Genomic DNA, 24,963 nt, shown 5'->3' with positions numbered 1-24,963 from the left:
CTGCGGGACGGTCGCCGAGTACGCCGAGTAGCTGCTGCTGCCGATGGCGTTGGTGGCCCGCACCCGGCACCGGTAGGCCTTGCCCGGCGACAGCGTGGTGAACGTGATCGGCGACGACGTACCGTCGGCGGACCGGGTGGTGCCGCCGTCGGACGACAGGCACTGGGCCCGGTACGACGTGATCGCGCTGCCACCGTTGTTCGCCGGCGGGTTGAACGCGACCCGCGCGCTCTTGCCGGACAGCGAGGTCACGGTCACGTTGGTCGGCGCACCCGGCGCCGTTGTGGCCGCCGGGGTGGTGAAGTTGGCGGTCTTGCCCGACCAGCTGCCGCTGCCCACGTTGTTGGTGGCCCGCACGTCGCACGCATAGGTCTGGCTCGGGCTCAGACCGGTGACGGTGATCGGGCTGGCGCTGCCGGTCACGGTCTGGGTGACGCCACCGGTCGGGCTCTCGCACCGGGCGGTGTAGCCGGTGACGGCCGCGCCGCCGTTGTTGGCGGGCGGGTTGAAGGACACCTTGGCCGAGGTCGGCGAGGTCGCGGTGGCGGTGACGTTGGTCGGGGCGCCGGGAGCCGTCACCGGCGCCGGGCCCGTGTAGAACGGCACGGTCAGGTTGAGGGTCGGGCCCGCGTTGCCGTCGGCGATGCCGAGCTCGGTGGTCAGCTGCGCGCCGAAGACCTGCGAGGTGGCGCGCACCGGCACCAGGAACTCCCACGCCGAGCCGTTGTTGCCGTTGACCGAGGGCAGCGGCCAGCCGCCGCCCCAGCCGCTCACCGAGTTCGAGTAGTAGCCGTTGGCGGAGATGTTCGACCACTGCGGGCACTCGCCCGCGTGGGTCACCTGGCGCTGGGCCTGGCCCGGCGGCGTGTAGTAGCACTTGATGGCCTGGGTCTTGTCGAACTCCACGCCGCCCGGCAGCACGAACCGGGGGTAGATGATCGGCGTGCTGCAGTGCGACCCGACCCGCATGGCGTAGGTGTCGAGGTAGGTCGTCTCGCCGACCACCGGGGTGATCGGGTTCGACTGCTGGTCGCCCCAGTAGGAGACGAACGCCCCGATGCCGTACTCCTGGTAGGGGTTGCCCCAGATGATCGACGGGCAGTTGGTGATCGTCGTGTACTTCGTCGAGCCGGAGTTCCACTTCGCGGCCGCCTGGGCGGGGGCCGGCGCGAGGGTGAGGATCGCGGCCACCATGGCGGCGACGACCAGGACCGGGCTCAGGCGGCGCGCGCGGCGGCGCATCGGTGACGGGTGGCGGCGCTTCTCGGGCATCGTGGAACTCCAGGGAGGGATCGACTGTGGTGCACAGCCAATCCCCTCCCGGGCCCGAGGTACGCCGTTGCGGGCCGTTAATCGTTCCTGGGAACGATGCCGTTCATCCCTGAGAACGACCCGGCGGCGCTCACGTCGGCAGCTTGAAGCTCGTGCTGAAGGCCGAGAGCGGGCTGTTGCCGACCGCGTTCGTCGCGCGGACCTGGCACCGGTACGTCTTGCCCGGCGTCAGGCCGGCGACGACGAGCGGCGAGCTGGTGCCGGTCTTCGCCCGGGTGATCCCGCCGTTCGACGACACGCACCGTGCGAGGTACGACGTGATCGCGCTACCGCCGTTCCACACCGGCGGCGAGAACGACACCCGGGCGGAGGTGGAGGAGAGCGGGATCGCCGCCACGTTGCGGGGTGCGTCCGGCACACCCGGGGGCAGCGTGACGGTGCTGGTGAGCGCCGAGTAGGCACTGACGCCGACGCTGTTGATCGCTCGCACCTGGCACCGGTACTTCTTGCCCTTGGTGAGGCTCGTGACCGTGATCGGCGAACCGGAACCGCTCTTGGTCCGGGCGATCCCGCCGTTGGTGGACTCGCAGCGCGCGACGTACGACGTGATCGCGCTGCCGCCGTTCCACGCGGGGGGCGAGAAGTTGACGGTCGCCGACGTCGAGGAGGCCGCGGTGACCGTCACCACGGTCGGTGCGTCGGGCCGGGTGGCGGGTAGCGAGAACGTGCTCGTGAACGGCGAGAACGCTCCGCTTCCGACGCTGTTGGTCGCCCGGACCTGGCACTGGTAGTCCCGGCCGCCGCCGAGGTTCTGGACCTTGATCGGCGAGCTCGCCCCGGTCTGCGACCGAGTGATCCCCCCGTTGGTCGACACGCAACGTGCGGTGTAGGACGTGATCGCGCTCCCACCGTTGAACGCCGGCGGGGAGAACGACACGTCGGCCGTGGTCGACGAGGCGGCGGTCGCGGAGACACCGGTCGGCTGCCCCGGCAGCGTCGCCGGCATCGTGAAGGAGTCCGACACGACCGACCAGTCGCCGGGACCGACGCTGTTGATCGCCCGCACCTGGCAGGTGTAGGTGGCGCCGGGCGTCAGTCCGGTCACCGTGATCGGGCTCGAGACACCACTCGCCGTCCGGGTCACGCCACCGTCGCCCGAGGAGCACTCGACCGCGTAGTCGGTGATCGCCGTCCAACCGGTGTTCGCCGGCGGGCTGAACGAGACCTGCGCACTCGTCGGCGAGGAGGCCGTCGCGCTGATGTCGGTCGGCGCTCCGGGAGGACCGAAGAGCGTGAAGCTGGAAGTCGCGGACCACTCCCCGAACCCGACGTCGTTCATCGCGCGCACCTGGCACTCGTAGGTGGCGCCGGTCGTCAGGCCGTCCACGTCGATCGGGCTCGACGCTCCCGCGACCGAGACTGGCATGTCGTTGCCCGACGCGCACTCGGCCTCGTAGCCGGTGATCGTCGACCCACCGTCACTCGCCGGCGGGTCGAACGAGACCTGCAGGCTCGTCGGCGACGACTGCACCGCGGTCACGTTGGTCGGCATCCCGGGCACCGCGGTGAGCACGATGGGGGGCGTCAGGTCCGAGGCCGGACCGGTACCTACGGCATTGGTCGCCGACACCTGGCACCGATAGGTGGACCCGCTGGACAGCAAGCCCACGGTCAGCGGGCTCTCGCTCCCGATCGTCCGACCAGAAGCGCCGCCGTTGGTCGAGTTGCACACCGCCGTGTAGCTGGTGATCTGCGCACCACCGTCGCTCGCCGGCGGGCTGAAGGTGACCTCCGCACTGGTCGGCGAGGCCTTCGTCGCGTTCACGCTCGTCGGCGGCCCGGGAACCGTGGTGAGGACGAAGGGGGCCGACGGAGGCGAGAAGGTACCGTCACCGACGCTGTTCGTGGCCCGCACCTGGCACTGATAGGTGAACCCGCTGGACAGGCCGCTCACGGTCAGCGGGCTCCCGCCCCCGGTCACCGCACCAGAGGCACCACCGTTGGTCGAGTTGCACTGCGCCGTGTAGCTGGTGATCTGCGCACCGCCGTTGCTCGTCGGTGGGCTGAAGGCGACCCGCGCACTCGTCGTCGAGAACTTCGACGCGGTCACGTCAGTCGGCGTCCCGGGAGTCGTGGTGAGGACGAAGCTGAACGACGGCTCCGAGAACGGGCCCGAGCCGACGCTGTTGGTGGCGCGCACTCGGCACTGATAGGTGAACCCGCTGGACAACAAGCCCACGATCAGCGGGCTCCCGCCGCCGGTCCCCGTCCCAGGGTTGCCGCCGTTGGTCGACGTGCACTCCGCCATGTAGCTGGTGATCGGCTCGCCGCCGTTGCTCGCCGGCGGATTGAAGGTGACCTGCGCGCTCGTCGCCGATGCCTTCGTCGCGTTCACGTTGACCGGCGCCCCGGGGAGCGTCGTGAGGACGAAGGTCGGCGACGGCGCCGACAACGGGCCAGGGCCGACACTGTTGGTCGCGTGCACCCGGCACTGATAGGTGGCGCCGGCGGACAGCGAGCCCACGGTCAGTGGGCTCCCGCTGCCGGACCCCGTCCCAGGGTTGCCGCCGTTGGTCGACGTGCACTGCGCGGTGTAGCTGGTGATCGGCGCGCCACCGTCGCTCGCCGGCGGGCTGAACGACACCTGCGCACTCGTCGCCGAAGCCTTCGTCCCGATGACGTTGGTCGGCGGGCCCGGAACCGTCGCGGCGTGCGCCGGCGCCGGACTCAGTGACACGACGACGAGGGCGGTGACCGCGGCCAGCGGAAGGCTGACGAGGCGGTGCGGGATGGACCGAGACCAACGCAGGGAGAAGCGAGTTCGGATCATGATCATCTCCGGGGAGTACGGCGAGATGCAGCCATTGCACACCTCGCGCCCCGGCACCGCAGGAGAACGCTCAGATCTCCATCTCGAGGATGACGAGACTCATCCCGGAGACGTACCCGCCGTCGCCTCAGAGGCGCCGCCGCCGCTGGTTGAGGTGCCGCCGCCGCTGGTTGAGGTGCGAGGCCGCCCGCGGCCGAGCCTCGAAACCAAGGCGGCCCAAGCCGCCTCAGCGGGATGCTGCCGCCCGCGCCGCGTCGAGCTCGGCCTTGGTGAGCACGGCGCGGACCTCGAGGCCCACGTCGTCGAGCGGGTTGACGCCCTCCGGGCTCCGGTCGATCGCGCAGACCACCGTGTCGACGATCGCGCCGCCGGCGCGCAGCGCGTCGGTGGCGTCGCGGACGGCACCACCGGTCGTGATCACGTCCTCGATGAGGGTGATCCGCCTGCCGTCGTACGCCGGACCCTCGGCGAGCTTGCAGGTGCCGTAGGTCTTCGCCTCCTTGCGGACGAAGAGGGTGGGCATGCCGATCAGCTGGCTGATCGCCGTGGCGATCGGGATGCCGCCCATCTCGAGCCCGCCGAGCAGGTCGCCGTCGGCCGGCAGCAGTTGGGCCATCTCGCGCGCCACCCGGGCGAGCAGCTGGGGATCGGCCTCGAAGAGGTACTTGTCGAAGTACTCGTTGCTGATCTGGCCGGAGCGGAGCGTGAACTCCCCGCTGAGACGGCAGCAGGCGTCGATGTCGGCCGCGAGGTCCGGGTCGGTCGTGGTCACGGGGTGAACACTAGTGCCGTCACGTGGAATCCTTCGCGGTGAGCAGAGGGGGTGACATGGCAGACGATCGGTTCCGCGCCGGGGTCCAGCCGGGTGACGGCGTGGTCGCGCGGTACGGCGCGGTCGCTCTGGTGGTCGCCCCCGGAGGCGACGCGTTCACCGACGCCCTGGTGCGCCTGGTCTCCCGCGCGTACGACGACCCGCGCGGCCTGGTGTGGCAGCTGACCGGCCTGGTGGCAGCCCACCAGCCGGGCGTGCCCGCGTTCGCGGTCGCCATCGGGGGCCCGCAGTCGCGCCGGGTGCTCGTGCACGGCTCGGCCCGGGTGGTCGTCGACGGCCAGCAGGTCACCGGCACCGAGGTGTGGACCTGGACCGAGCGGGTCTTCGGTGCGCACGGGAGCCTGACCCTGACGGTGGCGCCGGGCGACGTGCCCGCGGCGCCGCGCACCGACCTGCGCGACGGGGTGCTGGGCGGTTGCGGCCTGGTGCTCGAGCCGGAGCCGGCCTTCCCCGCCGCTGCCGCGCCCGCCCCGAGCAGGCCGGCGACCCCCGCGCCGGCGCCCGTCGTGGAGCCGCTGGCCGCGCCCCCTGCGTCGCCGCTCCGCTCCGCCGGGCAGTCGGTGTNCCGCTGGCCGCGCCCCCTGCGTCGCCGCTCCGCTCCGCCGGGCAGTCGGTGTTCACGCCGCTCCCCACGCCGTCGCCGACGCCCACCCCCACCCCGGCTCCTCGCGCCCCGATCGTGACGCCACGGCCGCCGACCGCGGCCGAGGTGAGCACCGCGCTCCGGGCCGTTCCCAACGAGACCGTGCACATCGCCGAGGCGATCGCGTCGCTCCAGTCCGACGACGGCAGCCGGGTGCCGCTCGACCGCGACTACGTCTTCGGTCGCAACCCGCACCAGGACCCGGCCGTGGTCCGCGGCACGTCCTCACCGGTCAAGGTCGACGACGGCGCGCAGCTCATCTCGCGGGTCCACACCTACGTCTCGGTGGCCGGTGGGGCGGTGACGGTGCGCGACGCCGGTTCTGCCAACGGGACGTTCATCGCCGCGCCCGGCGACGCGCAGTGGACGCGGATCGGGCCCGACCCGGTGCCGCTGCCGGTCGGCCACAGCCTGCGGCTCGGACTGCGGGTCTACACGCACCTCCCCGCCGAGGGGTAGGTCAGCCGGCCGCCTTCACGGCCATCCAGTCACCCGCGCGGAGCCGGGCCAGGGCCGCGGCGTCCAGTCGGAGCCCGCGCTTGACCGCGGTGGTGGCGGCGGCGAGGAACTCCGGGAGCGCTCCGAGCACCAGCACGCCGACCACGACACCGTCCTCGACCAGGAGCTTCCGGTACGACGGGCCCGCCGGCAGGTCCTCGGTGAACACCTCGTCCCGCGGCCCCGGCTCCACCCGGCCGATCGCGGTCAGGTCCAGGTCGACGCCCTTGAGGATCATCGCCGGCAGGTCCACGGCGAGGACCTCGTCCCGGCCCAGCAGGTTCGCGGCCGCGACCTCGGCCTGCTTGGCGGCGACCGGCCACAGCCCCAGCACCTTGCCGTCGTGCTGGGCCGCGTCGCCGACCGCGTACACCCCCGGCACGTTCGTGCGCATCCGGTCGTCGACGACGATCCCGCGATCCACCGCGATGCCGGCGGCAGCGGCGAGGTCGGTGTTCGGAGTGATGCCGATCGCCGCGAGGAAGATCCCGGCGGGGAGCACCGAGCCGTCGTCGAGCCGCACCTGCTGGAGCGCGCGCCCGCCCTCCAGCGCGGCGGCGGAGACGCCGTACCGGACCGCCACACCGGCCCGGGTGAGGTGCTGGTGGACGAGCTGGCTGGCGCGCCGATCGATGTTGCGGGCGAGCAGCCGGTCGCTGCGTTCGAGGACGGTGACCGTCAGGCCGAGCTGACCCAGGGCGTGCGCGGCCTCGAGCCCGAGCAGCCCTCCCCCCGCCACGACCGCGGACCTCACCCCGTGCTGCTGGGCGTAGGCCCGGATCCGGGCGCCGTCCTCGGCGGTACGGAGCACGAAGGTGCCGGCGCCGCCGAACCCCCGCAGCGGCGGGGTCGTCGCCCGCGAGCCGGTGGCGAGCACCAACCGGTCGAAGAAGAGCTGCTGGCCGGTGCCGAGGGTGACGAGCCGGCGCCCCAGGTCGAGCCGGGTGGCCAGGGTGTTCTGCCAGGTCGTGATCTGGTTGTCGTCGTACCACTGCTCGTCGAGGAGCGACAGGCCGGCCATCGCCGAGCGGCCGTAGACCACGCGGGAGATGCCCATCCGGTTGTAGAGCAGGTGCGGCTCCGCGCCGACCAGGTGGATCTCGCAGTCCGGGTGGCCGCGCCGCACGAAGTCGGCGGCCGTCACGCCGGCGACGCCGGTGCCGACGATGACCACGCTGGTGATCGTGCGGTCGTAGTCGACGGGCGGTGCGGTGGCTTCCGGCGAGCCCTTCTCGGGGACGAGGCTGATCGTGACCTCACCCTCGGAGACCCGCGCGCAGCAGGCCATTCGCGTGTTGGGGGCCAGCCCGAGGCGGCGCAGGGTGCCGAGCTCCTCCTCCTCGGCGGCGCTCAGCAGGTCGGCACCCTCGAGGACGGCGACCGGGTCGGCCCCGCACACCCCCATCCGACAGCCAGCCTCGATCGCCAGCCCGCAGTCCTCCGCGAGCTCGAGCACGCTCTGGCCGGCGGTCGCCGGCACGGTCGGGCCGCCAGCGGCGAACCGCACCTCGGCCGCCGGCGTGGTCGTCACGGCCGCGGTCGGCCGCTCGGCGCTCGGGACCGTCGGCATCCCGAGGTCGGTCACCTCCTCGGCGGCGGTCTCGGCGAGGTAGCGACGTTCCACCCACCAGGTCCGGACCACCCAGAACAGGTTGAGGGGCAGCACCACGGAGACGACCGGCCAGCGCAGCCAGGTGAGGTCGCCGGTCCCGAGCAGGGCCGAGAGCGCGTCGCCCGAGCGGGGCGTTCCGTACCAGTAGAAGAGGTTGAGGGCGACCGCCCCCCAGAGCGCGGTGACCACGCCGGCGGACAGCCCGAGGAAGGTCTCCAGCGCGAAGAACAGACCGATGCTGGCCGCCACGAAGACCGCGAGCCGGGCATAGGTGTCGGCCGTGCCGAGGTCGGGCTGGTCGAGCAGCAGGAAGAACCCGAGGACGAACCCGGGCAGCGCGCTCGCGAACAGGCGGCGCGGCTGGTGCCACGTGGGGTCGGGGTCGTGGAGGTCGGCCTGCTGGGCGAGCTGGGGCTGGAAGTCGTAGCAGTTGCGCGTGCACGCGAGGCACGGCCGGCAGTGGCTGTTGGGCGAGAGCACGAACGGCGTCTGGCCGTAGAGCCGCTGCAATGGCAACAGGGGGCAGATGCTGCTGCACCAGCCGCTCTTGCCCTTGAAGAGCACGCCGCCGGCGAACGCGGCCGTGATCACGGCCAGCAGGAGTACGGCGGTCGCCGTACCACTGTCGTTGAAGAGGGCCAGCCGGGCGCCGGCGATCCCGAAGAACAACGTCATGGCGAGCAGGTAGCCGCGCTCGCGCACCCACCGCGGGGCGGTCCGGGCCAGCGAGAAGCCGAGGACCCGCGCGGACTGGTTGGCCGACGAGAGCGGGCAGATGTTGCGCCAGACACCGGGTGCGAGGAAGAAGAGCGCCGGGAGCAGTGGGACGACGATCCCGAAGAACAGGCGCAGGCCGGTGTCGGGCCAGACGACGAGGACCCCCGCCAGCGACAGGTAGGCCGTCACGCTGACGACCCGGGCCGCCCGCCACACGCCGGGCGGGATCCGATGGGGCAGCTCGGTGTAGGTGCGGAACACCGGCTCGGTCTCCGGTCCACCGAGCACGCGCCGGGCGAGCGACCGGGCGGCTCCCGGTGACCGCGGCGGAGCGACCAGTGGTGGCGGCGCCGGCACCGCGCCGATCGAGTCACGGGAACGCAGCCGCGGACCGGCAGGCACCGGCGCTGCGGCCTGCGGCAGCCGGACGACCAGGTCGGTGCGACCGATCCGGAGCACGTCGCCGTCGGCGAGGCTTGCCCGGCCCTCGACCGGCAGGCCGTTCAGCAGGGTGCCGTTGCGGCTGCCCAGGTCGACGGCCGACAACCCGAGCGGGCTCGGAAGCAGCTTGAGGTGCCGCCGCGAGACACCTTCGTCGGCGACGGACACACCGGACCCGTCGCGGCCGATCTCCAACGCGTGGTCGACGACGACCACGCGCGGCGGCCTGCCCACCTCGCGGATCTCGATGTGCGGGTCGGTCAACGCAAGACTCCCGATCGGTGTCGGAGCGCCCGGTGCGCCGGTGAACGGATTCTAGGGATTGTGCGCCAGCAGCGCTTCGTTCGTTCGGATACGTTGCGCTTTGATGGGGCGGTGACCCAACGCAGCGCCCGCCGCCTCGACGGCATCGGGACCACGATCTTCACCGAGATGTCCGCGCTCGCGGCGCGCACCGGAGCCGTCAACCTCGGCCAGGGCTTCCCCGACCGCGACGGTCCGCCGGAGGTGATCGCGCGCGCGGTCACGGCGCTCCAGTCCGGCGCCAACCAGTACGCCCCCGGTCCCGGCATCCCGGCCCTGCGCCAGGCGATCGCCCGCCACCAGCAGCGGCACTACGGGATCGAGCTCGACCCGGGTCGCCAGGTCGTGGTCACGACCGGTTGCACGGAGGGCATCGCGGCCGCCCTGCTCGGCCTGGTCGATCCCGGCGACGAGGTGGTCGTGCTCGAGCCGTACTACGACTCCTACACCGCGATGATCACCTTCGCCGGAGGAGTACGACGCCCCGTCACGCTGCGGGCCCCCGACTTCCGCCTCGACCCGGACGCGCTGCGAGCAGCGGTGAGCCCGCGCACCAAGCTGATCCTGCTCAACAGCCCGCACAACCCGACCGGGACCGTGCTGACGCGCGCCGAGCTCGAGTCGGTCGCTGCGGTCGCCGTCGAGCACGACCTGGTCGTGGTGACCGACGAGGTCTACGAGCACCTGGTGTTCGACGACCACCAGCACGTGCCGCTCGCGACCCTGCCGGGCATGGCGGAACGGACGCTGACCCTGTCCAGTGCCGGCAAGTCCTACTCGTTCACCGGCTGGAAGGTCGGCTGGGCGACCGGGCCCGCCCCGCTCGTGGGCGCGCTGCTCGCCGCCAAGCAGTGGCTGACCTTCACCTCCGGCGCGCCGCTGCAGCCGGCGGTCGCCACGGCGCTCGACGAGCACGCCGACTACCCCGCCGACCTGGCGCGGAGCCTGCAGGAGCGGCGCGACCGGCTGGTCGCCGGTCTCGGGGAGGCCGGGCTGACGCCGTACGTCCCGCAGGGGACGTACTTCGCCACCACGGACATCTCGCACCTCGGGTGGGCGAGCAGCCGCGACTTCTGCTGGGCGCTGCCCGAGCGGGCGGGCGTGGTGGCCGTGCCGCTGGAGGTCTTCTACGACGACCCGGACGCGCCGGGTGCCGGGCGGCAGCTGGTGCGCTGGGCGTTCTGCAAGGAGGTCGAGGTCATCGACGAGGCGCTCCACCGCTTGGCGGGCGCCGACCTCAGCGCTTGAACCAGGCCTGGACGTCGGCGCGGAGGAGCAGCCAGAGCGTCACCAGGGCCGCCCCGAGCAGCACGACCGTCAGCGGGTTGAAGAAGGTCACGGCGAGCAGGACCAGCGCCGCGGCACCGGTCGACGCGAGGAGCGCGATCCGGGCCCACTGCAGCCGCCGGAGCACGAGCACGGCGAGCACCACCGCGACGACGCTCCAGACCACGGCGATCGCGGTCATGACGTAGGTGCCGGTCGCCAGCTCGGCCTGCGACATCCCCTGCAGGTCGAGATCCGGCTGCTGCCGCTCGAGCTCGTCGAAGAACTCCTCGCGCGCGACGGCCATGATCAGCGAGAACAGCAGCAGGACGCCGGACACGAGGGCGCTGGAGACCCCCACGATCACGGAGGCCGCGATCAACGCACCGGGCCGCTTCGCGGCCGGGTGGTACGGCGACGCGACCGGCTCCGCCGTCGCCAGCGGCGCGCCGTAGGGGTTGGCGTAGGGGCCCGGACCCTTGTCCGGACGCGGCTCCGAGGACGGCGCGGGAGCCGCGGCTGACGCGGGAGGCGCGGCGGGCGCGGAGGGCGGAGCAGGCGTGTCGATCCCCTCGCGCGGTTGCACCGCGAACGGATCGGGCCGGCGGGACTGCTGGCCCGCGGTCGCCGGCAGCCACGGCCGGCCGGCGAACCAGTCGCGTGTCGGGCGCAGCCACAGCATGACCACGCCGGCCACGACCAACGGAGCGAAGAACCCGGCGGTCGCGAACCCGCCGATCAGCACCAGCGGCGCGAGGAACGACAGCACCAGCCGGGCGCTGGTCGAGCGGCGCAGCGCCTGCACCCCGAGGATCGCCGACGCCGTCGCCGCCGCGGCTGCGACCATGCAGAGCACCCGGATCGTGGTCTTGAGCGACTCGAGGCTCAGCCCGGTGCCGGAGAGGGGCGGCTCGGAGAGCACCCGCTGGAGCTCCTCCTGCACCTCGAGCGTGTGCAGCGACGCGATGCGCTGCCACGCGGTGAGCACGAGGACCACCGAGCCGGCGATGATCAGCCAGGCCGCGAAGGTGGCCTGTCCTGGTCGGGGTGCCTTTTCGGTCATGCCTCCATTGGACCAGACGCCCTCGAACGCCGAGTCGGCGCCACTGGACACCCCGACGACGCCGAGTCGGCGCAAGTGCACTTGCGCCGACTCGGCAAGGGGGTCAGGCCACCCGGAGCTCGAGCCCGGCGTCGGCACCCGCGTCGGCCCGGTCGACGACGACCTTGCCGCCGTCGGTCACGGTGCCGGCGAGGATCGCCTTGGCGAGCCGGTCGCCGATCGCCGTCTGGATCAGCCGGCGGAGCGGGCGGGCGCCGTACGCCGGGTCGTAGCCCGTGTCGGCCAGCCAGTCCTTGGCGGCGTCGGTGACGTCGATCGTGATCCGGCGCACGGCGAGCCGCTGCTCGAGCAGCTCCAGCTGGAGGTCGACGATCCGGCCCAGGTCGCCCTTCGACAGCGCGTCGAAGGTGACGATGTCGTCGAGCCGGTTGAGGAACTCGGGCTTGAAGCCCTGCCGCACCAGCGCGAGCACCTGCTCCCTCGCCTTCTCGGGCTCGAGCGTCGGGTCGACCAGGTAGTGCGAGCCGATGTTCGAGGTGAGGATCAGGATCGTGTTGCGGAAGTCGACGGTGCGTCCCTGGCCGTCGGTCAGCCGGCCGTCGTCGAGCACCTGCAGCAGCACGTCGAAGACCTCCGGGTGCGCCTTCTCCACCTCGTCGAGGAGTACGACGGAGTACGGCCGGCGCCGCACCGCCTCGGTGAGCTGGCCGCCCTCCTCGTAGCCGACGTACCCCGGAGGTGCGCCGACCAGGCGCGCGACGGCGTGCTTCTCGGCGTACTCGCTCATGTCGATGCGGACCATCGCCCGCTCGTCGTCGAAGAGGAAGTCGGCCAGCGACTTCGCCAGCTCGGTCTTGCCGACACCGGTCGGACCGAGGAAGAGGAACGAGCCGGTCGGGCGGTTCGGGTCGGAGATCCCGGCGCGCGCCCGTCGTACGGCGTCGCTGACGGCACGGACTGCGTTGGTCTGGCCGATCAGGCGGGCGCCGATGACCGACTCCATCTCGAGCAGCTTGGCCGTCTCGCCCTGCAGCATCCGGCCGGTCGGGATGCCGGTCCAGGCCTCGACCACCTCGGCGACCTGCTCGGCACCGACCTCCTCGCCGACGAGCTTGTCCTCGGGCTCCTCGACGGCGTCGGCCGCGGCCGCGGCCTCGATCTGCCGCTCCAGCTCGGGGATCCGGCCGTAGAGGATCTCGCTTGCCGCTTCGTACTGCTGCTCGCGCTGCAGCTTGTCGGCCTCGACGCGCAGCTGGTCGAGCTGGCGGCGCAGCTCGCCCTCGCCCTCGAGCGAGCTCTTCTCCCGCTCCCAGCGCGCCTCGAGCCCGCGCAGCGCCTCCTCCTTGTCGGCGAGGTCGGCGCGGAGGGCGGCGAGCCGCTCGACCGAGGCGTCGTCGCTCTCCTTGGCGAGCGCGAACTCCTCCATCTTCATCCGGTCGACCTGGCGACGGAGCTGGTCGATCTCCTCCGGGGAGGACTCGATCTCCATCCGCAGCCGGGACGCGGCCTCGTCGACCAGGTCGATCGCCTTGTCCGGCAGCTGCCGGCCGGTGATGTAGCGGTCGCTCAGGGTCGCGGCTGCCACCAGCGCGGCGTCGGTGATCCGGACCCCGTGGTGGGCTTCGTACTTCTCCTGGATCCCCCGCAGGATCTGGATCGTGTCCTCGACCGACGGCTCGCCGACGAAGACCTGCTGGAACCTGCGCTCCAGGGCCGGGTCCTTCTCGATCCGCTGGCGGTACTCGTCGAGCGTGGTCGCGCCGATCATGTGCAGCTCACCGCGGGCGAGCATCGGCTTCAGCATGTTGCCGGCGTCCATGGCCGAGTCGCCGCCGGCGCCCGCGCCGACGACGGTGTGCAGCTCGTCGATGAACGTGATGACCTGGCCGCCAGCGTCCTTGATCTCCTCGAGCACGGCCTTCAGCCGCTCCTCGAACTCACCGCGGTACTTCGCGCCCGCGACCATCGCGGCCAGGTCGAGGCTGAGCACCCGGCGACCCTTGAGGCTGTCGGGGACGTCGCCCTGCACGACCCGTTGGGCGAGGCCTTCGACGACGGCGGTCTTGCCGACGCCGGGCTCGCCGATGAGGACCGGGTTGTTCTTCGTACGGCGCGACAGGACCTGCACCACGCGCCGGATCTCCGCGTCGCGCCCGATCACGGGGTCGAGGCGGCCCTCCTCGGCCGCGGCGGTCAGGTCGACGGAGTACTTCTCCAGTGCCTCGTACGTCGACTCCGCCTCCTGCGAGGTGACCCGCCGGTTGCCCCGCACCGCGGTGAGCACGTCGCGCAGTCCCGCCTCGGTCAGGCCGGCCTCGGTCAGCACGTCCTTCGCGCTGCTCTCGACGGTGGCGAGCGCGATCAGCAGGTGCTCGGTCGCGACGTACTCGTCCTTCATCGACGTCGCGAGGTCGAGCGCCATCGCCAGCACCCGGGTCAGCGCCGCCGAGCCGGCGGGCTGCTTGACCGTCGCACCGGTCGCCGACGGGAGCGCATCGCGCTGCGCCGCCGCCGCCCGGACCAGCGGCGCCGGGTCGGCCCCCGCCTTGGCGATCATCGACGCGGCCGTGCCGCCCTCCTGCAGCAGCAGCGCGACGAGCAGGTGGATCGGCTCGATGCTGCTGTTGCCGGCGGTGGTCGCGGCGAGCTGGGCAGCCTCGATCGCCTCGCGGCTGCGGGTGGTGAACTTGTCGGCCCCGAACTGGCTCATGGGTGGCGCTCCTGCGGACGTCGTGTGATGACTGATCGTGACCGGTCCGGTCCCAGGTTCACCAGGGTCCGAGGTCATCCTTTCCAACGCCCGCAAACTTGAGTCCATTCCACTCAACTTCGAATTCTCGCCGTTGGCCAAGGAGGTCGCCCAGCGACGCCTCGCCGGTGGTCGAGGAGGTCGCGCAGCGACCGTCACGAGACCCCCTGCCCACGTTGGTCGAGGAGGTCGCGCAGCGACCGTCACGAGACCCCTGCCCACCGGTGGTCGAGGAGGTCGCGCAGCGACTGTCACGAGACCCCGCTCGCGACCGCCGCTCGCCGTCGCCGCTGGTTGAGGTGCGAGCGAAGCGAGCCTCGAAACCAAGGCAACCTCTCTGTGAAAACCACCCAACGAATGTTCCATTCCGAATCGAACAGGTGTACGATAGAAGCATCTCGGAAAGGAACACCGTGGTCGCCCAACTCCACCCCCAACCCCAACCCCACCCGATCCTGGGCGCGGTCGCGGACGCCCGGAGCGCGTTGACCGACGTGCGCGACGTGCAACCGGTGTACATGACCCCGGCCGAGAAGACCACCGCGCTCCAGGAGATCACCGCCCTGGAGGCCACCCTCACCGACCTGAAACTGCGCGTCCTCGCTGTGTCCGGCGACGTCGCCGACGCCGCCGGCGCCCGCGACATCGGCTCCTGGGCCGCCCACCTCACCCACGCCGACCCCACTACCGCCCGCGCCCACGACCGACGATACGAAGCCGACCGCCTTCCCAACGGCGACCTCCGCTTCCACCGACGCCCCTAAACCAACGTCACCACACGCGGCAACCCATATTGCCGAGCGGAGGGCGCGGCCATCACACACGACGTACCTGAAGTTCCGGCCCCATCTGGACCCGCATCGGGGCCGAAACCTCAGGTACGACGTTCAGCGATACCCCCCGCTGCTGCCGAGAAGCGGGCGCGGGCGGTGGGACGTCATACGTCCGCGGACCTATCGCCGCTCGGGCGTATGACGTCCCGCGCAACGTCATACGTCCCGGCAGTCATAGGGGCCGTGGCGTATGACGTCCCGACGATGTGCCCGCAATTGCCGCATCATCCGGGCCGCTGGACAGCCACTGCACGGAAGGCGAAGCCGTCTTGCTCGGCGGACTCCCACGCCAGCTCGACGATCTCGCCGACGACCAGCGTCTTGTAGCCGGCAATCTCGACGCGGCCGTCGCGGCGCAGCACTGGTGTCTCTATGTGCGAGTAGTGCGTCCAGCAGCCTCCAGGGGTGTCGGCGCTGCACTCCCCAACCGAGGTCTTCGTGCCACTCGCGCACGGTTGCAGCCACCATGCGACGAACCCTAGGGCGGCCGCGCCACGGTGTCGCACGGCCGTTGCCGCGCGCGGCGTACGCCGTCGGACCGGCTACGTGGGCTGCCAGTCGGGCGGGTACCGATGGGAGAACTCCGCGGCCCGCTGCCACTCGCCGTGGTAGGCGAAGGTCTCGTCGTCGGGCACCTCGTCCGACAGGTCCCACCATTCCTTGAAGACGCCCGCCTCGGGATGCTCCGCACGGACCAGGAGGCCCGTCCGCTCGTCCACCGTGAGCACACACCGAGCGCCCTCCGCTTCGGGTGCGACGAACTGCCAGGCCGCTCGGCCGTCGTGCTCGACTCGATGGAGGGTCGCCTCGACCGTCTCGGGTTCGCGCAGCAGCCAGGACCGCCAGTAGGTGTGCGGGTCGGGCTTGGTCAGCGCCGACAGCTCGAAGTCGTCGATGTCGGAGTTCCGCGGTACGGCGACGATGCCGTCCGCCGGCGGCCAGCTCATCCAGTAGGTCCGCTCGCCGGCGATCAGTGCGAGCACTCCGGGTGGCTCCTCGATCCGGGCGAGACGACCGCGACGCCACGCCTTCCACGTGCGCTGCCGCTGCTCGGAGTCGAGCCACCGATACATCCCGGTGACGGCGGCGGGCTGATCTCCACGCGCCAACAGCTCGATGAGCTCCGCGACCGTCGGGCCGACCGGATCAGGCATCCCCCGCCGTCACCTTCTCGGACGCCTCGGCGCGGCCCAGCAGCAGCGCCTGCTCGCTCTCGTTGCGGGTGAGCGACGCCGCCTCGCGGAACGACGCGGCCGCTTCCGCGTGGCGCCCGGCGCGGGCGAGCAGGTCGCCGCGCACGCTGGGCAGCAGGTGCGACCCGGGGAGGGCGCCGTCGGGGAGGGCGTCGAGCACGGCGAGACCGGCGTCCGGGCCGGACGCGCGGCCGTGCGCGACGGCGCGGTTGACCTCCACGATCGGGCCGGGCGCGGCCTCGGCGAGTACGTCGTACAGCTGGGCGATGGTGTGCCAGTCGGTCTCCTCGGACGTGGCGGCGCGGGCGTGCCGCGACGCGATCGCGGCCTGCAGGTAGTACCGGCCGACCGGACGCCCGCGTGCGGCCAGCCGTTCGGCGCGTTCCAGTGCACCCAGCCCACGGCGGACCAGCAGCTCGTCCCACCGACTCCGGTCCTGGTCGTCGAGCAGCACCGGCCGACCCTCGGCGTCGACGCGCGCGGCGCCGCGCGAGGCCTGCAGCTCCAGCAGCGCCTGCAGTCCGTGCACCTCCGGCTCGTCCGGGACCAGCTCGGCCAGCATCCGCGCCAGCCGGATCGCCTCGTTGGTCAGCTCGGGGCGCATCCAGTCGTCGCCGGAGGTCGCCGTGTAGCCCTCGTTGAAGATCAGGTAGATCACGGCCATCACGTCGTCGAGCCGCGCGGTGCGCTCGTCGCCGACGGGCAGCTCGAACTCCGCGCGCGCCTCGGCGAGGGTCTTCTTCGCGCGGGAGATCCGCTGTCCCATCGCGGTCTCGGCAGCCAGGAACCCGCGGGCGATCTCGGCGGTCGTCAGCCCGCCGACCAGACGCAGCGTGAGTGCCGCCCGCGACTCCGGGGTCAGCTGCGGGTGGCAGGACAGGAAGATCAGCCGGAGGACGTCGTCCTCGATGAAGTCCACCTGCGAGGTGAGGTCGGGCACGCCGTCCTCCTCACTCAGGCCATGACCGAGCTCCTCGGCCTTGAGCCGGTAGAGCCGGCGGAGGTTGTCGGCGCGCCGGAACAGGTCGACAGCGCGCCGCTTGGCGGTGGTCATCAGCCAGGCGCCCGGGTTGTCGGGTACGCCGTGGGTGGGCCACTTCTCGAGCGCGCTCACGAGCGCGTCCTGCGCCAGGTCCTCGGCGACGTCGAGGTCCCGGGTCATCCGGGTCAGTGCGCCGATCAGCCGCGCGGACTCCTCACGCCAGGTGGCGGTGATGGTCTCCGCGGTCGCCTGCGCCGCTGATCGGGCCGGGGGTTGGGCCATGCGGCCAGCCTAGGGCCGGCCGCACGGCCTCATCCGGCCACGACGGGCTCAGGCGTCGGGCGCCTCCGGCGCCTGGTCCGAGATCTGCCGGAGGGTGGCGACCATCTCGCACTCGGGCCAGTACTTGGCGTGCAGCTCGGCGAACTCCTGCTGCCCGGCGATCGCTTCCTCCAGGGTGTCGTACTGCAGGAGCGCCCATCCGCCGACGACCTCCTTGGCCTCGGCGTACGGGCCGTCGACGCGGGTCGTCTCGCCCTTGCGGACCACGAAATTCACCGCGTCCTCGGTGCCGAAGAGTCCCCCGCCGTCGAGGAACGCCCCCGATGCGGCCTGCTCGCCGATGTACTTGTCCATCGCGTCGAACAGCGCCTGCGGCGGCGCGCCCCCGCCTTCTTCCATCCTCACGAAACCCATGAAACGCGGCATTGCCTGCTCCTCAACCGTTGGTGTCCACCGCTCCTCGGTGGCCGAGTCACCCGTACGTCGAACAGCATCCTGCGCCTTCGACATCGCCGCGCAAAGAATTTCCGCCGCGAACGAGCCCGGCCCATCGGGGCAGCCGGCGTCAGTCGGAGTCGATCTCCGGCGGCGCGTGGTGCTCGGGAAGGTCGTGGCTGGTGGCGATCCGCTCGTCCACCAGCGCCTGGCGGCAGAACTCCTCGCCGAACGGCGTCAGGTGCACGCTGCGGCGCACGACCTTGGCGAACTTCACCGAGTGCATCGCGGCGAGCACCTCCGGCTGCGCCTCCAGCACCTGGTACTCGAGGTGGTCGTGCAGCGGCTCGCGGGAGAACCACACCAGGCCCAGCCGGAACAGGTTGTTGAGGTACGACGGCACCTGGTCGAGGTACCGCAGCCCTGCTCGGGCGCCGATCATGTTGAGGCCCGGGGCGACCAGCTGGCTGCTGACCATGCCGATCGGGCCGCCGGTGCGGATGTCGACGCTCGGCTGGGGGCCGTTCTTGAGGAGCATCACCAGGATCCGTGCCTCGTCGGGGGCCAGGTCGTCGAGGATCCGGTCGAAGGCGGGGTGCCGGTTGTCGGTGGCCCACACGTCGCGGGACTTCTCCAACAGCTCCTGGCCGCGTTCGCGGAGGCTGGTGGAGCGGACGGCCACCACCTCCCCGCCGATCACGCGGCCGTTGTCGCTTCCGGGCGACCGGGTCGCGGGCGCTCCGCCGAGCTGCTCGCCGGCCTTGAGCAGGGCGGTGCCGACCGGCACGCCGTCGGCGACCTGGCGGGCGATCTCGCCGACCGTCCCGACCACGGACCCGACCTCACGGATGAGGGCGACCGCCTCGTCGCGGCTGGTCGCCGCACGGCCGACGCGACGCCAGTTCCGGGCGGTGGTGCGCAGGCCCCAGCCCGTGGTGTTGATCGCGGCCGTGGCCGCGACCCGCGCAAGGCCCGGCAGGGACTCGACGACGACCCCGTTGCCGGCGACAGCCGGCAGCCGGGGGAGTCCGTCCTTGTCGAGTTCTTCGGTCATCGTCACTCAGCACAGCCTTCCGGTGATCACGGCGGGAACCCGGGGATCCAACCCCAGTTGAACAGACCGAGGTGGATGACGCCGCCCGCTGCTCCCATGATCGCGCCGTGGGCGTAGAGCATCCACTCGTCCTCCTTGATCGCGGCGCGCATCATCTCCACGAAGTCCCTCGGCGGCAGCTCCTTGGTGCGCTGCGCGATCAGCACCCGGATCTTCTCCGACTGCTTCTTGCTGAAGACCGGGTCGCGGAACGGCTTGATGGTGCGGCCCACCGCCTCCAGCGCGAACGACTCGCGGATGCTGTCGAATTTCTGGGCGCCGACCACGACGCGTGCCGCGCCCCGCAACGGGCCGGCCGCCTTGTCGATCGCCGGCCGCATCGCGGTCGCGATCATCTGCCGGGTGCGGTCGCCACGCGGGCCGTCCATGAGGAAGTCGCCGATCCGCTCCAGCGTGATCACGTCGTCGGCGATGATCCGGGCGTAGACCTCCGCGCACGCGTCCTGGCGCCGGAGGAAGAGGCCCTGGACCTTGATGCCGAGGATCCGGCGCGGCTCCGGCGGCTCGAAGATCAGCCACATGCCGAGCGCGTTGGTCGTCCACCCGACGACGACGCCGAGGAGCGGCAGCAGCCACCCGATGTGCCAGGTCTGGTCGATGACCGCGACCGGGATGCCGAGCAGGAAGCCGAAGATGAACCCGAAGGCCACCATCAGGTTCAGCTCGCGCTGACCGACGTCGCGGAAGACCCGGACCACGAGCTCGGGGTTCTTGCGGAAGTGGTCGATGACCATGATCTTCGGGTCGAGCAGCTGGTTGATGTGGACGCCGATCTCGTCGGTGATCGTCGTGACGACCGCCGGCAGCTGCGCCTGCACCCGCGCGGTCACGCCCGCCTTCAGCGGCGCCGGCAGGTCGCGCCAGAGCTTGGGGTGCTCGCGGGTCATGATCTCGTCGACCATCTCCGGGAGGTCCGGCTCGAAGACCGCGACGATGTGGGCGGCGATCTCCTCAGGCTCGAGCTGGGCGTAGAACTCCGCGGGCGTCCCGAGCTTCGCGATCACCTTGTCGACGGCGATGCTGCCCATCTTGGCCGCACGGGCGGGGACGATGCCCTGCCAGCCGACGCGGCCGAACGGGATGCCCGGCACCTCCTGCAGCTTGCGCGGGATGACCGTCGCCACCTCGCGCAGCCCGGGGACCTTGAAGCCGTAGAACTTGACCGGGCTGAACAGCATCCAGAGACCGGACCAGTTGATCAGCCAGCCGATGATGCCGGTGAAGAAGGGGATCGAGATGAACGCGAACCAGCTGACACCGTGCGTGCCGGTGAGGTCACCGCTGGCCCAGTCCTCGAACCACTGCAGTACCGCGTCCACGCATGCACCCCTGTCCTCCGAACGAGCCGCCCCATGTGGCCCGGACGTTCACCGAGTGCCCTGAGGGTAGTGCCTGGTAAAGCGCCCGGCACCCCCATCCGCGCTACGGACTGTCGCACATAACGTCAGGGGTCTGGTGACGGTCGCAGAGCGACCTCCTTGACCACCCGCGAAAGCCGCCAGACAGCCGTCGGCGGCACGCTCGGGCAATCAGTGGTGGCGGCGCCAGACGACGATGGACTGGGGCGGGGTCGGGGGGCGCACCGCCGGGAGCCTGCTGCTGGAGGCGGGGCGGGAGCCGAGGGCCTGCCGAAGGGCCTCGTGAGCGGCCTCGAGCTCGGCGAGCAGCTCGTCGCGTTGGGCGCGCAGGGTGGCGACCGCGGACTCGAGCTCCAGGATCCGGCGTACCCCCTCGATGCCGATGCCGGAGCTGGTGAGCTCGGCGATGACCCGCAGCAGCTCGATGTCGCGGTAGGAGTAGCGACGTCCGCCGCCCGCGGTGCGGCCGGGGGTGATCAGGCCCATCCGCTCGTAGGTGCGCAGCGTCTGCGGGTGCAGCCCGCTGAGCTCGGCCGCGACGCTGATCACGAAGACGGCCGCGTCTGGAGGCGGAGGTTCGCCGAACGAGCGGTCGGGCATCGGGATCACCCCTCCGCCCGGTCGAACAGCCCGGCTCGCAGCTTCGAGTCGGCGGTCGCGGCGGCGTACGCCTCCAGCGCCTCGCGGGCGTCGTGGGACAGATGTGCCGGCACCTGGACCTCGACCGTGGCGAGCAGGTCGCCGCGGGTGCCGTCGGCCCTGGGCGCACCCTTGCCGCGCACCCGGAAGGTGCGGCCGTTGGGCGTGCCGGCCGGGATCTTGAGCGTCACCGGCGCGCCGCCGAGGGTGGGGATCTTCACCTCGGCACCCAGCGCCGCCTCGGTGAAGGAGATGGGTACGTCGATCGTCAGGTGCTCGCCCTTGCGGCCGAACACCCGGTGCGCGCCGACCTTCACGGTGACGTAGAGGTCGCCGGCCGGTCCGCCGCGCTCACCGGGAGCACCCTTGCCCCGGAGCCGGATCCGCTGGCCGTCCTTCACCCCGGCGGGCACCTTCGCCTGGATCGTGCGCGCCGAGCGGCCGCGGCCGGTGCCGTGACACGTCGGGCAGCCCTCGTCGTAGACGAGCTGGCGGCCGCCGCACGCCGGGCAGGTCTCGTTCATCGAGAACGCGCCCCCGACCGACGCCACCACGAAGCCGGTGCCGTCGCAGGTCGGGCACCGGTGCGGGCTCGTGCCGGGCTTGCCGCCGGTGCCGGAACACGTCGCGCAGGCCGCGTCGGCGGTGATCCGCAGCGAGACCGTCACGCCCTCGAACGCCTCGGCGAAGCCGATGGTCGCCGTGGTCTCGAGGTCGGCGCCCCGCGCCGCCCGCGGCTGCTGCCGGCGGCCACCGCCGCCGAAGCCGAGGAAGTCGCCGAACAGGTCGCCGAAGCCCCCGCCACCGCCGGCGCGGTCGCGCAGCAGGTCGTCGAGGTTCACCCCACCGGAGAACCCGGTGCCGCCCGCCGGGTAGCCCGACGCGAAGAGCTCGCGGGCACGGTCGTACTTCTTGCGCTTCTCCGGGTCGCCGATGACGTCGTAGGCCTCGGCCACCCGCTTGAACTTCTCGTGCTTGGCCGTGTCGTCGGGGTGCGAGTCGGGGTGGTTGGCGCGCGCGAGCTTGCGGTAGGCCTTCTTGATCTCGTCGCCGGTCGCCGTCTTCGCGACACCCAGCTCCTTGTAGAAGTCCTTGGTCGCCCAGTCCGAACGGATACCGCTGTCGCTGCCGGTCTCACTCATCTCGCACCTCCCTCGATGTCTTGCGGAGCCAGGGGCTCACTCAACAGGATCGACGACCAGCACCTGCGCGGCGCGCACGACCCGGTCACCGATCTTGTAGCCCGCCTTCGCCACCACCTTGCAGGTCGTCACCTCGACCTCCGGGTCGGTGCCGATGTGCGACAGCGCCTCGTGGATCGTCGGGTCGAACGGGTCGCCGACCTCCCCGAACTTCACCAGGCCCAGCCCGGCGACGATCCGCTCGAGCTGCTCGGCCACGGCCTTGAAGCCGCCCTCGAGCGGCTCGTGCTCGCGGGCGCGGTCGATCGTGTCGAGCACGTCGACGATCGGCGAGACGGCGACGTACGTCGCGTTCTCGCGCACCAGCTCGCGGTCGCGCTCGACCCGGCGCTTGTAGTTGACGTACTCGGCCTGGAGCCGCTGCAGGTCGAGCGTCCGCTCCTCCAGCGCCATCTTCGTCACCGCGAGCTCGTCGGCCTCCGCGGAGACCTCGGCCTCGGTCGGTTCCTGAGGAGCCGAGGGACGAGGCGTCTCGAAGGGCTTGGACGCCATCTCGGCGGCCGCGTCGCCGGGGCCGGCGGGCCCGGGGGTCTCGGGACGGTCGTGACCGACCTCCTCGACCTCCGGGCCTACCGGCTCCTCAGGCGCGTCGCCGTGCTGGGTCACTTGGCCTCGTCCTCGGAGCCCGACTCGTCGTCGACGATCTCGGCCTCGACGACGTCGTCGTCACCCTCGCCGGTCGCGCCCGTGCTGCCACCGGCCGCGGCGGCGTCCGCCTCGGCGGCGGCGTACATCGCGGCGCCCATCTTCTGGCTGGACTCACCGAGCTTGTTGATCGCGGCGGTGAGCTCGTCGGTGGAGGACTCGGCGTTGTCGAGGGCCTTCTTCAGCGCCTCGAGGTCGGCGGTGACCTCCGTGGTGACGTCGTCGGGGATCTTCTCGCCGTTGTCGGCGAGGAACTTCTCCGTCGTGTAGACGAGCTGGTCGCCCTGGTTGCGGACCTCGACGGCGGCGCGACGCTGGGCGTCCTCCTCGGCGTACTGCTCGGCGTCGCGGACCATCCGGTCGATCTCCTCCTTCGACAGCGCGCTGCCGCCGGAGATCGTCATCGACTGCTCGCGGCCCGAGGCCTGGTCCTTCGCCGACACGTGGACGATGCCGTTGGCGTCGATGTCGAAGGTGACCTCGATCTTCGGCACGCCGCGCGGGGCCGGCGGGAGGCCGGTCAGCTCGAAGTTGCCGAGCGGCTGGTTCTGCGCCCACATCTGGCGCTCGCCCTGCGCGACCTTGATCTCGACCGACGGCTGGTTGTCGTCGGCGGTTGTGAAGATCTCGCTCCGCTTGGTCGGGATCGTCGTGTTGCGCTCGATCAGCGTGGTCATCACGCCGCCCTTGGTCTCGATGCCGAGGCTGAGCGGGGTGACGTCGAGCAGCAGCACGTCCTTGACCTCACCGGCCAGGACGCCGGCCTGCAGCGCGGCGCCGACGGCGACGACCTCGTCCGGGTTGACGCCCTTGTTGGGCTCCTTGCCGCCGAGCAGCTCCTTGACGACGTCGGTGACGGCGGGCATCCGGGTGGAGCCGCCGACGAGGACGACGTGGTCGATCTTCGACACCGGCACGCCGGCGTCCTTGAGGACCGACTGGAACGGCTTCTTGGTGCGGTCGAGCAGGTCGGCGGTCAGCTTCTGGAACTCGGCGCGGGTGAGCCGCTCCTCGAAGTGCAGCGGGCCGTTCTCGCCGTGGGTGATGTAGGGCAGGTGGATCGTCGTCTCGCTGGAGGAGGAGAGCTCGATCTTCGCCTTCTCGGCGGCCTCCTGGAGGCGCTGCGCGGCGATCTTGTCGGCCGCGAGGTCGACGCCGTTGTTGTCCTTGAACTTCTTGACCATCCACTCGACGACCCGGCTGTCCCAGTCGTCACCACCGAGGTGGTTGTCGCCGCTGGTGGCCTTGACCTCGACGACACCCTCGCCGATCTCCAGCAGGGACACGTCGAACGTGCCACCACCGAGGTCGAACACGAGGATGGTCTGGTCGTCGCCCTTGTCGAGGCCGTAGGCCAGCGCGGCCGCGGTGGGCTCGTTGACGATCCGCTGGACCTTGAGGCCCGCGATCTCGCCGGCCTCCTTGGTGGCCTGGCGCTGCGCGTCGGAGAAGTACGCCGGCACGGTGATGACCGCGTCGGTGACGGTCTCGCCGAGGTAGGCCTCTGCGTCGCGCTTGAGCTTCTGGAGGATGAAGGCGCTGATCTGCTGCGGGGTGAAGGTCTTGTCGTCGATCTCGGCGGTCCACGACTCACCCATGTGGCGCTTGACCGACCGGATGGTGCGGTCGACGTTGGTGACGGCCTGCCGCTTGGCGACCTCACCGACGAGGACCTCGCCGTTCTTGGCGAACGCGACCACCGACGGGGTCGTGCGCGCGCCTTCCGCGTTCGCGATCACGGTGGGCTCGCCGCCCTCCAGGACCGCGACGACGCTGTTGGTCGTCCCGAGGTCGATGCCGACAACACGTGCCATGGTGATGCTCCTCCGTTTGTTGCTCTGGACCGGACGCCCAGCAAGTAAGTTGAGTCGAGTTGGCTCAAGTCTGACACAGGGTGCAACGGGCCGGCCAGCGGGGTTGTTCCCGCCCCGCCGAAATCGGCCGTGGCAGGCTCACGGAATGGCAGGTGACCTCCCTCTCGGGCGGCGGACGCTGGTCGGCGGCGCGGCAGCGGTGGCCGTCGGCACGCTCGCCGGGTGCCGCCGGGTGCGGCC

At 71.6% G+C, this 24,963-nt stretch carries 19 protein-coding genes; 3 read left to right on the top strand and 16 right to left on the bottom strand.

Features of this window, described 5'->3' with window-relative positions:
- The 3 genes from H0488_RS09890 to pyrE all read right to left on the bottom strand — a co-directional run.
- The coding region (locus tag H0488_RS09890) for a fibronectin type III domain-containing protein (RefSeq protein ID WP_183099109.1) at nucleotides 1-1,272 on the bottom strand (1,272 nt) is incomplete at its 3' end.
- 130 nt (nucleotides 1,273-1,402) lie between these two features.
- Nucleotides 1,403-4,102 (bottom strand): fibronectin type III domain-containing protein, encoded by a 2,700-nt coding sequence (locus H0488_RS09885; protein WP_183099108.1) that lies wholly within the window; start codon nucleotides 4,100-4,102, stop codon nucleotides 1,403-1,405.
- A 226-nt stretch (nucleotides 4,103-4,328) separates the two neighbouring features.
- Nucleotides 4,329-4,874 carry an orotate phosphoribosyltransferase gene (pyrE, locus tag H0488_RS09880; protein WP_312856273.1) on the bottom strand — a complete coding sequence of 182 codons (546 nt, stop codon included), beginning with the start codon at nucleotides 4,872-4,874 and terminating at the stop codon, nucleotides 4,329-4,331.
- A 769-nt stretch (nucleotides 4,875-5,643) separates the two neighbouring features.
- Here pyrE and H0488_RS09870 point away from each other — a divergent pair.
- Nucleotides 5,644-6,036, top strand: a complete 393-nt coding sequence (locus H0488_RS09870) for an FHA domain-containing protein (RefSeq protein WP_183099106.1) — start codon at nucleotides 5,644-5,646, stop codon at nucleotides 6,034-6,036.
- Nucleotide 6,037: 1 nt separating this feature from the next.
- Here the strand turns inward: H0488_RS09870 and H0488_RS09865 are convergent, their stop codons facing one another.
- Nucleotides 6,038-9,109, bottom strand: a complete 3,072-nt coding sequence (locus H0488_RS09865) for an FAD-dependent oxidoreductase (protein WP_220794400.1) — start codon at nucleotides 9,107-9,109, stop codon at nucleotides 6,038-6,040.
- Between the two features lie 111 nt (nucleotides 9,110-9,220).
- Between H0488_RS09865 and H0488_RS09860 the strand changes: the two genes are divergently transcribed.
- Nucleotides 9,221-10,396 (top strand): pyridoxal phosphate-dependent aminotransferase, encoded by a 1,176-nt coding sequence (locus H0488_RS09860; protein WP_183099105.1) that lies wholly within the window; start codon nucleotides 9,221-9,223, stop codon nucleotides 10,394-10,396.
- Here H0488_RS09860 and H0488_RS09855 read toward each other — a convergent pair.
- A complete protein-coding gene (locus tag H0488_RS09855; RefSeq protein ID WP_183099104.1) occupies nucleotides 10,386-11,477 on the bottom strand; it encodes a hypothetical protein in 1,092 nt (363 codons plus the stop codon). The genes H0488_RS09860 and H0488_RS09855 overlap by 11 nt on opposite strands.
- 103 nt (nucleotides 11,478-11,580) lie before the next feature.
- Nucleotides 11,581-14,187: an ATP-dependent chaperone ClpB gene (gene clpB / locus H0488_RS09850; RefSeq protein ID WP_183099103.1), complete on the bottom strand. Its 2,607-nt coding sequence runs from the start codon at nucleotides 14,185-14,187 to the stop codon at nucleotides 11,581-11,583.
- A 419-nt stretch (nucleotides 14,188-14,606) separates the two neighbouring features.
- Here clpB and H0488_RS09845 point away from each other — a divergent pair, with 419 nt between their 5' ends.
- Entirely contained in the window at nucleotides 14,607-14,990 is a 384-nt protein-coding gene (locus tag H0488_RS09845; RefSeq protein ID WP_183099102.1) for a hypothetical protein, read from the top strand.
- 293 nt (nucleotides 14,991-15,283) lie between these two features.
- Here H0488_RS09845 and H0488_RS23630 read toward each other — a convergent pair whose 3' ends face one another.
- From H0488_RS23630 to dnaK, 10 genes are all read right to left on the bottom strand, one after another.
- Nucleotides 15,284-15,421 carry a hypothetical protein gene (locus H0488_RS23630; protein ID WP_220794398.1) on the bottom strand — a complete coding sequence of 46 codons (138 nt, stop codon included), beginning with the start codon at nucleotides 15,419-15,421 and terminating at the stop codon, nucleotides 15,284-15,286.
- Nucleotides 15,422-15,601: 180 nt separating this feature from the next.
- Nucleotides 15,602-16,213 (bottom strand): hypothetical protein, encoded by a 612-nt coding sequence (locus tag H0488_RS09835; RefSeq protein ID WP_183099101.1) that lies wholly within the window; start codon nucleotides 16,211-16,213, stop codon nucleotides 15,602-15,604.
- Nucleotides 16,206-17,516 (bottom strand): RNA polymerase sigma factor, encoded by a 1,311-nt coding sequence (locus H0488_RS09830; protein WP_183099100.1) that lies wholly within the window; start codon nucleotides 17,514-17,516, stop codon nucleotides 16,206-16,208. Before H0488_RS09830 ends, H0488_RS09835 begins: the two co-directional genes overlap by 8 nt.
- 48 nt (nucleotides 17,517-17,564) lie before the next feature.
- Nucleotides 17,565-17,915 carry a YciI family protein gene (locus tag H0488_RS09825; protein ID WP_246371754.1) on the bottom strand — a complete coding sequence of 117 codons (351 nt, stop codon included), beginning with the start codon at nucleotides 17,913-17,915 and terminating at the stop codon, nucleotides 17,565-17,567.
- 166 nt (nucleotides 17,916-18,081) lie between these two features.
- Complete coding sequence (locus H0488_RS09820) at nucleotides 18,082-19,005, bottom strand: Abi-alpha family protein (RefSeq protein WP_183099098.1); 924 nt, start codon at nucleotides 19,003-19,005, stop codon at nucleotides 18,082-18,084.
- Between the two features lie 26 nt (nucleotides 19,006-19,031).
- Nucleotides 19,032-20,384 carry a DUF445 domain-containing protein gene (locus H0488_RS09815; RefSeq protein WP_183099097.1) on the bottom strand — a complete coding sequence of 451 codons (1,353 nt, stop codon included), beginning with the start codon at nucleotides 20,382-20,384 and terminating at the stop codon, nucleotides 19,032-19,034.
- Nucleotides 20,385-20,594: 210 nt separating this feature from the next.
- Nucleotides 20,595-21,023: a heat shock protein transcriptional repressor HspR gene (locus tag H0488_RS09810; protein ID WP_183099096.1), complete on the bottom strand. Its 429-nt coding sequence runs from the start codon at nucleotides 21,021-21,023 to the stop codon at nucleotides 20,595-20,597.
- Between the two features lie 5 nt (nucleotides 21,024-21,028).
- Entirely contained in the window at nucleotides 21,029-22,204 is a 1,176-nt protein-coding gene (dnaJ, locus tag H0488_RS09805) for a molecular chaperone DnaJ (RefSeq protein WP_183099095.1), read from the bottom strand.
- A gap of 36 nt (nucleotides 22,205-22,240) precedes the next feature.
- Nucleotides 22,241-22,870: a nucleotide exchange factor GrpE gene (grpE, locus tag H0488_RS09800; protein ID WP_312856272.1), complete on the bottom strand. Its 630-nt coding sequence runs from the start codon at nucleotides 22,868-22,870 to the stop codon at nucleotides 22,241-22,243.
- A complete protein-coding gene (dnaK, locus tag H0488_RS09795) occupies nucleotides 22,867-24,723 on the bottom strand; it encodes a molecular chaperone DnaK (RefSeq protein WP_183099094.1) in 1,857 nt (618 codons plus the stop codon). The genes grpE and dnaK overlap by 4 nt, the downstream gene beginning before the upstream one ends.
- Nucleotides 24,724-24,963: the final 240 nt, after the last annotated feature.

Origin of the sequence: Nocardioides pelophilus, from assembly GCF_014180685.1 — a bacterium.
GTDB classification, from domain to species: Bacteria; Actinomycetota; Actinomycetes; order Propionibacteriales; family Nocardioidaceae; genus Nocardioides; species Nocardioides pelophilus.
Note: the sequence above shows the minus strand (reverse complement) of the source record. Positions and strands in the feature narration are given on the sequence as shown.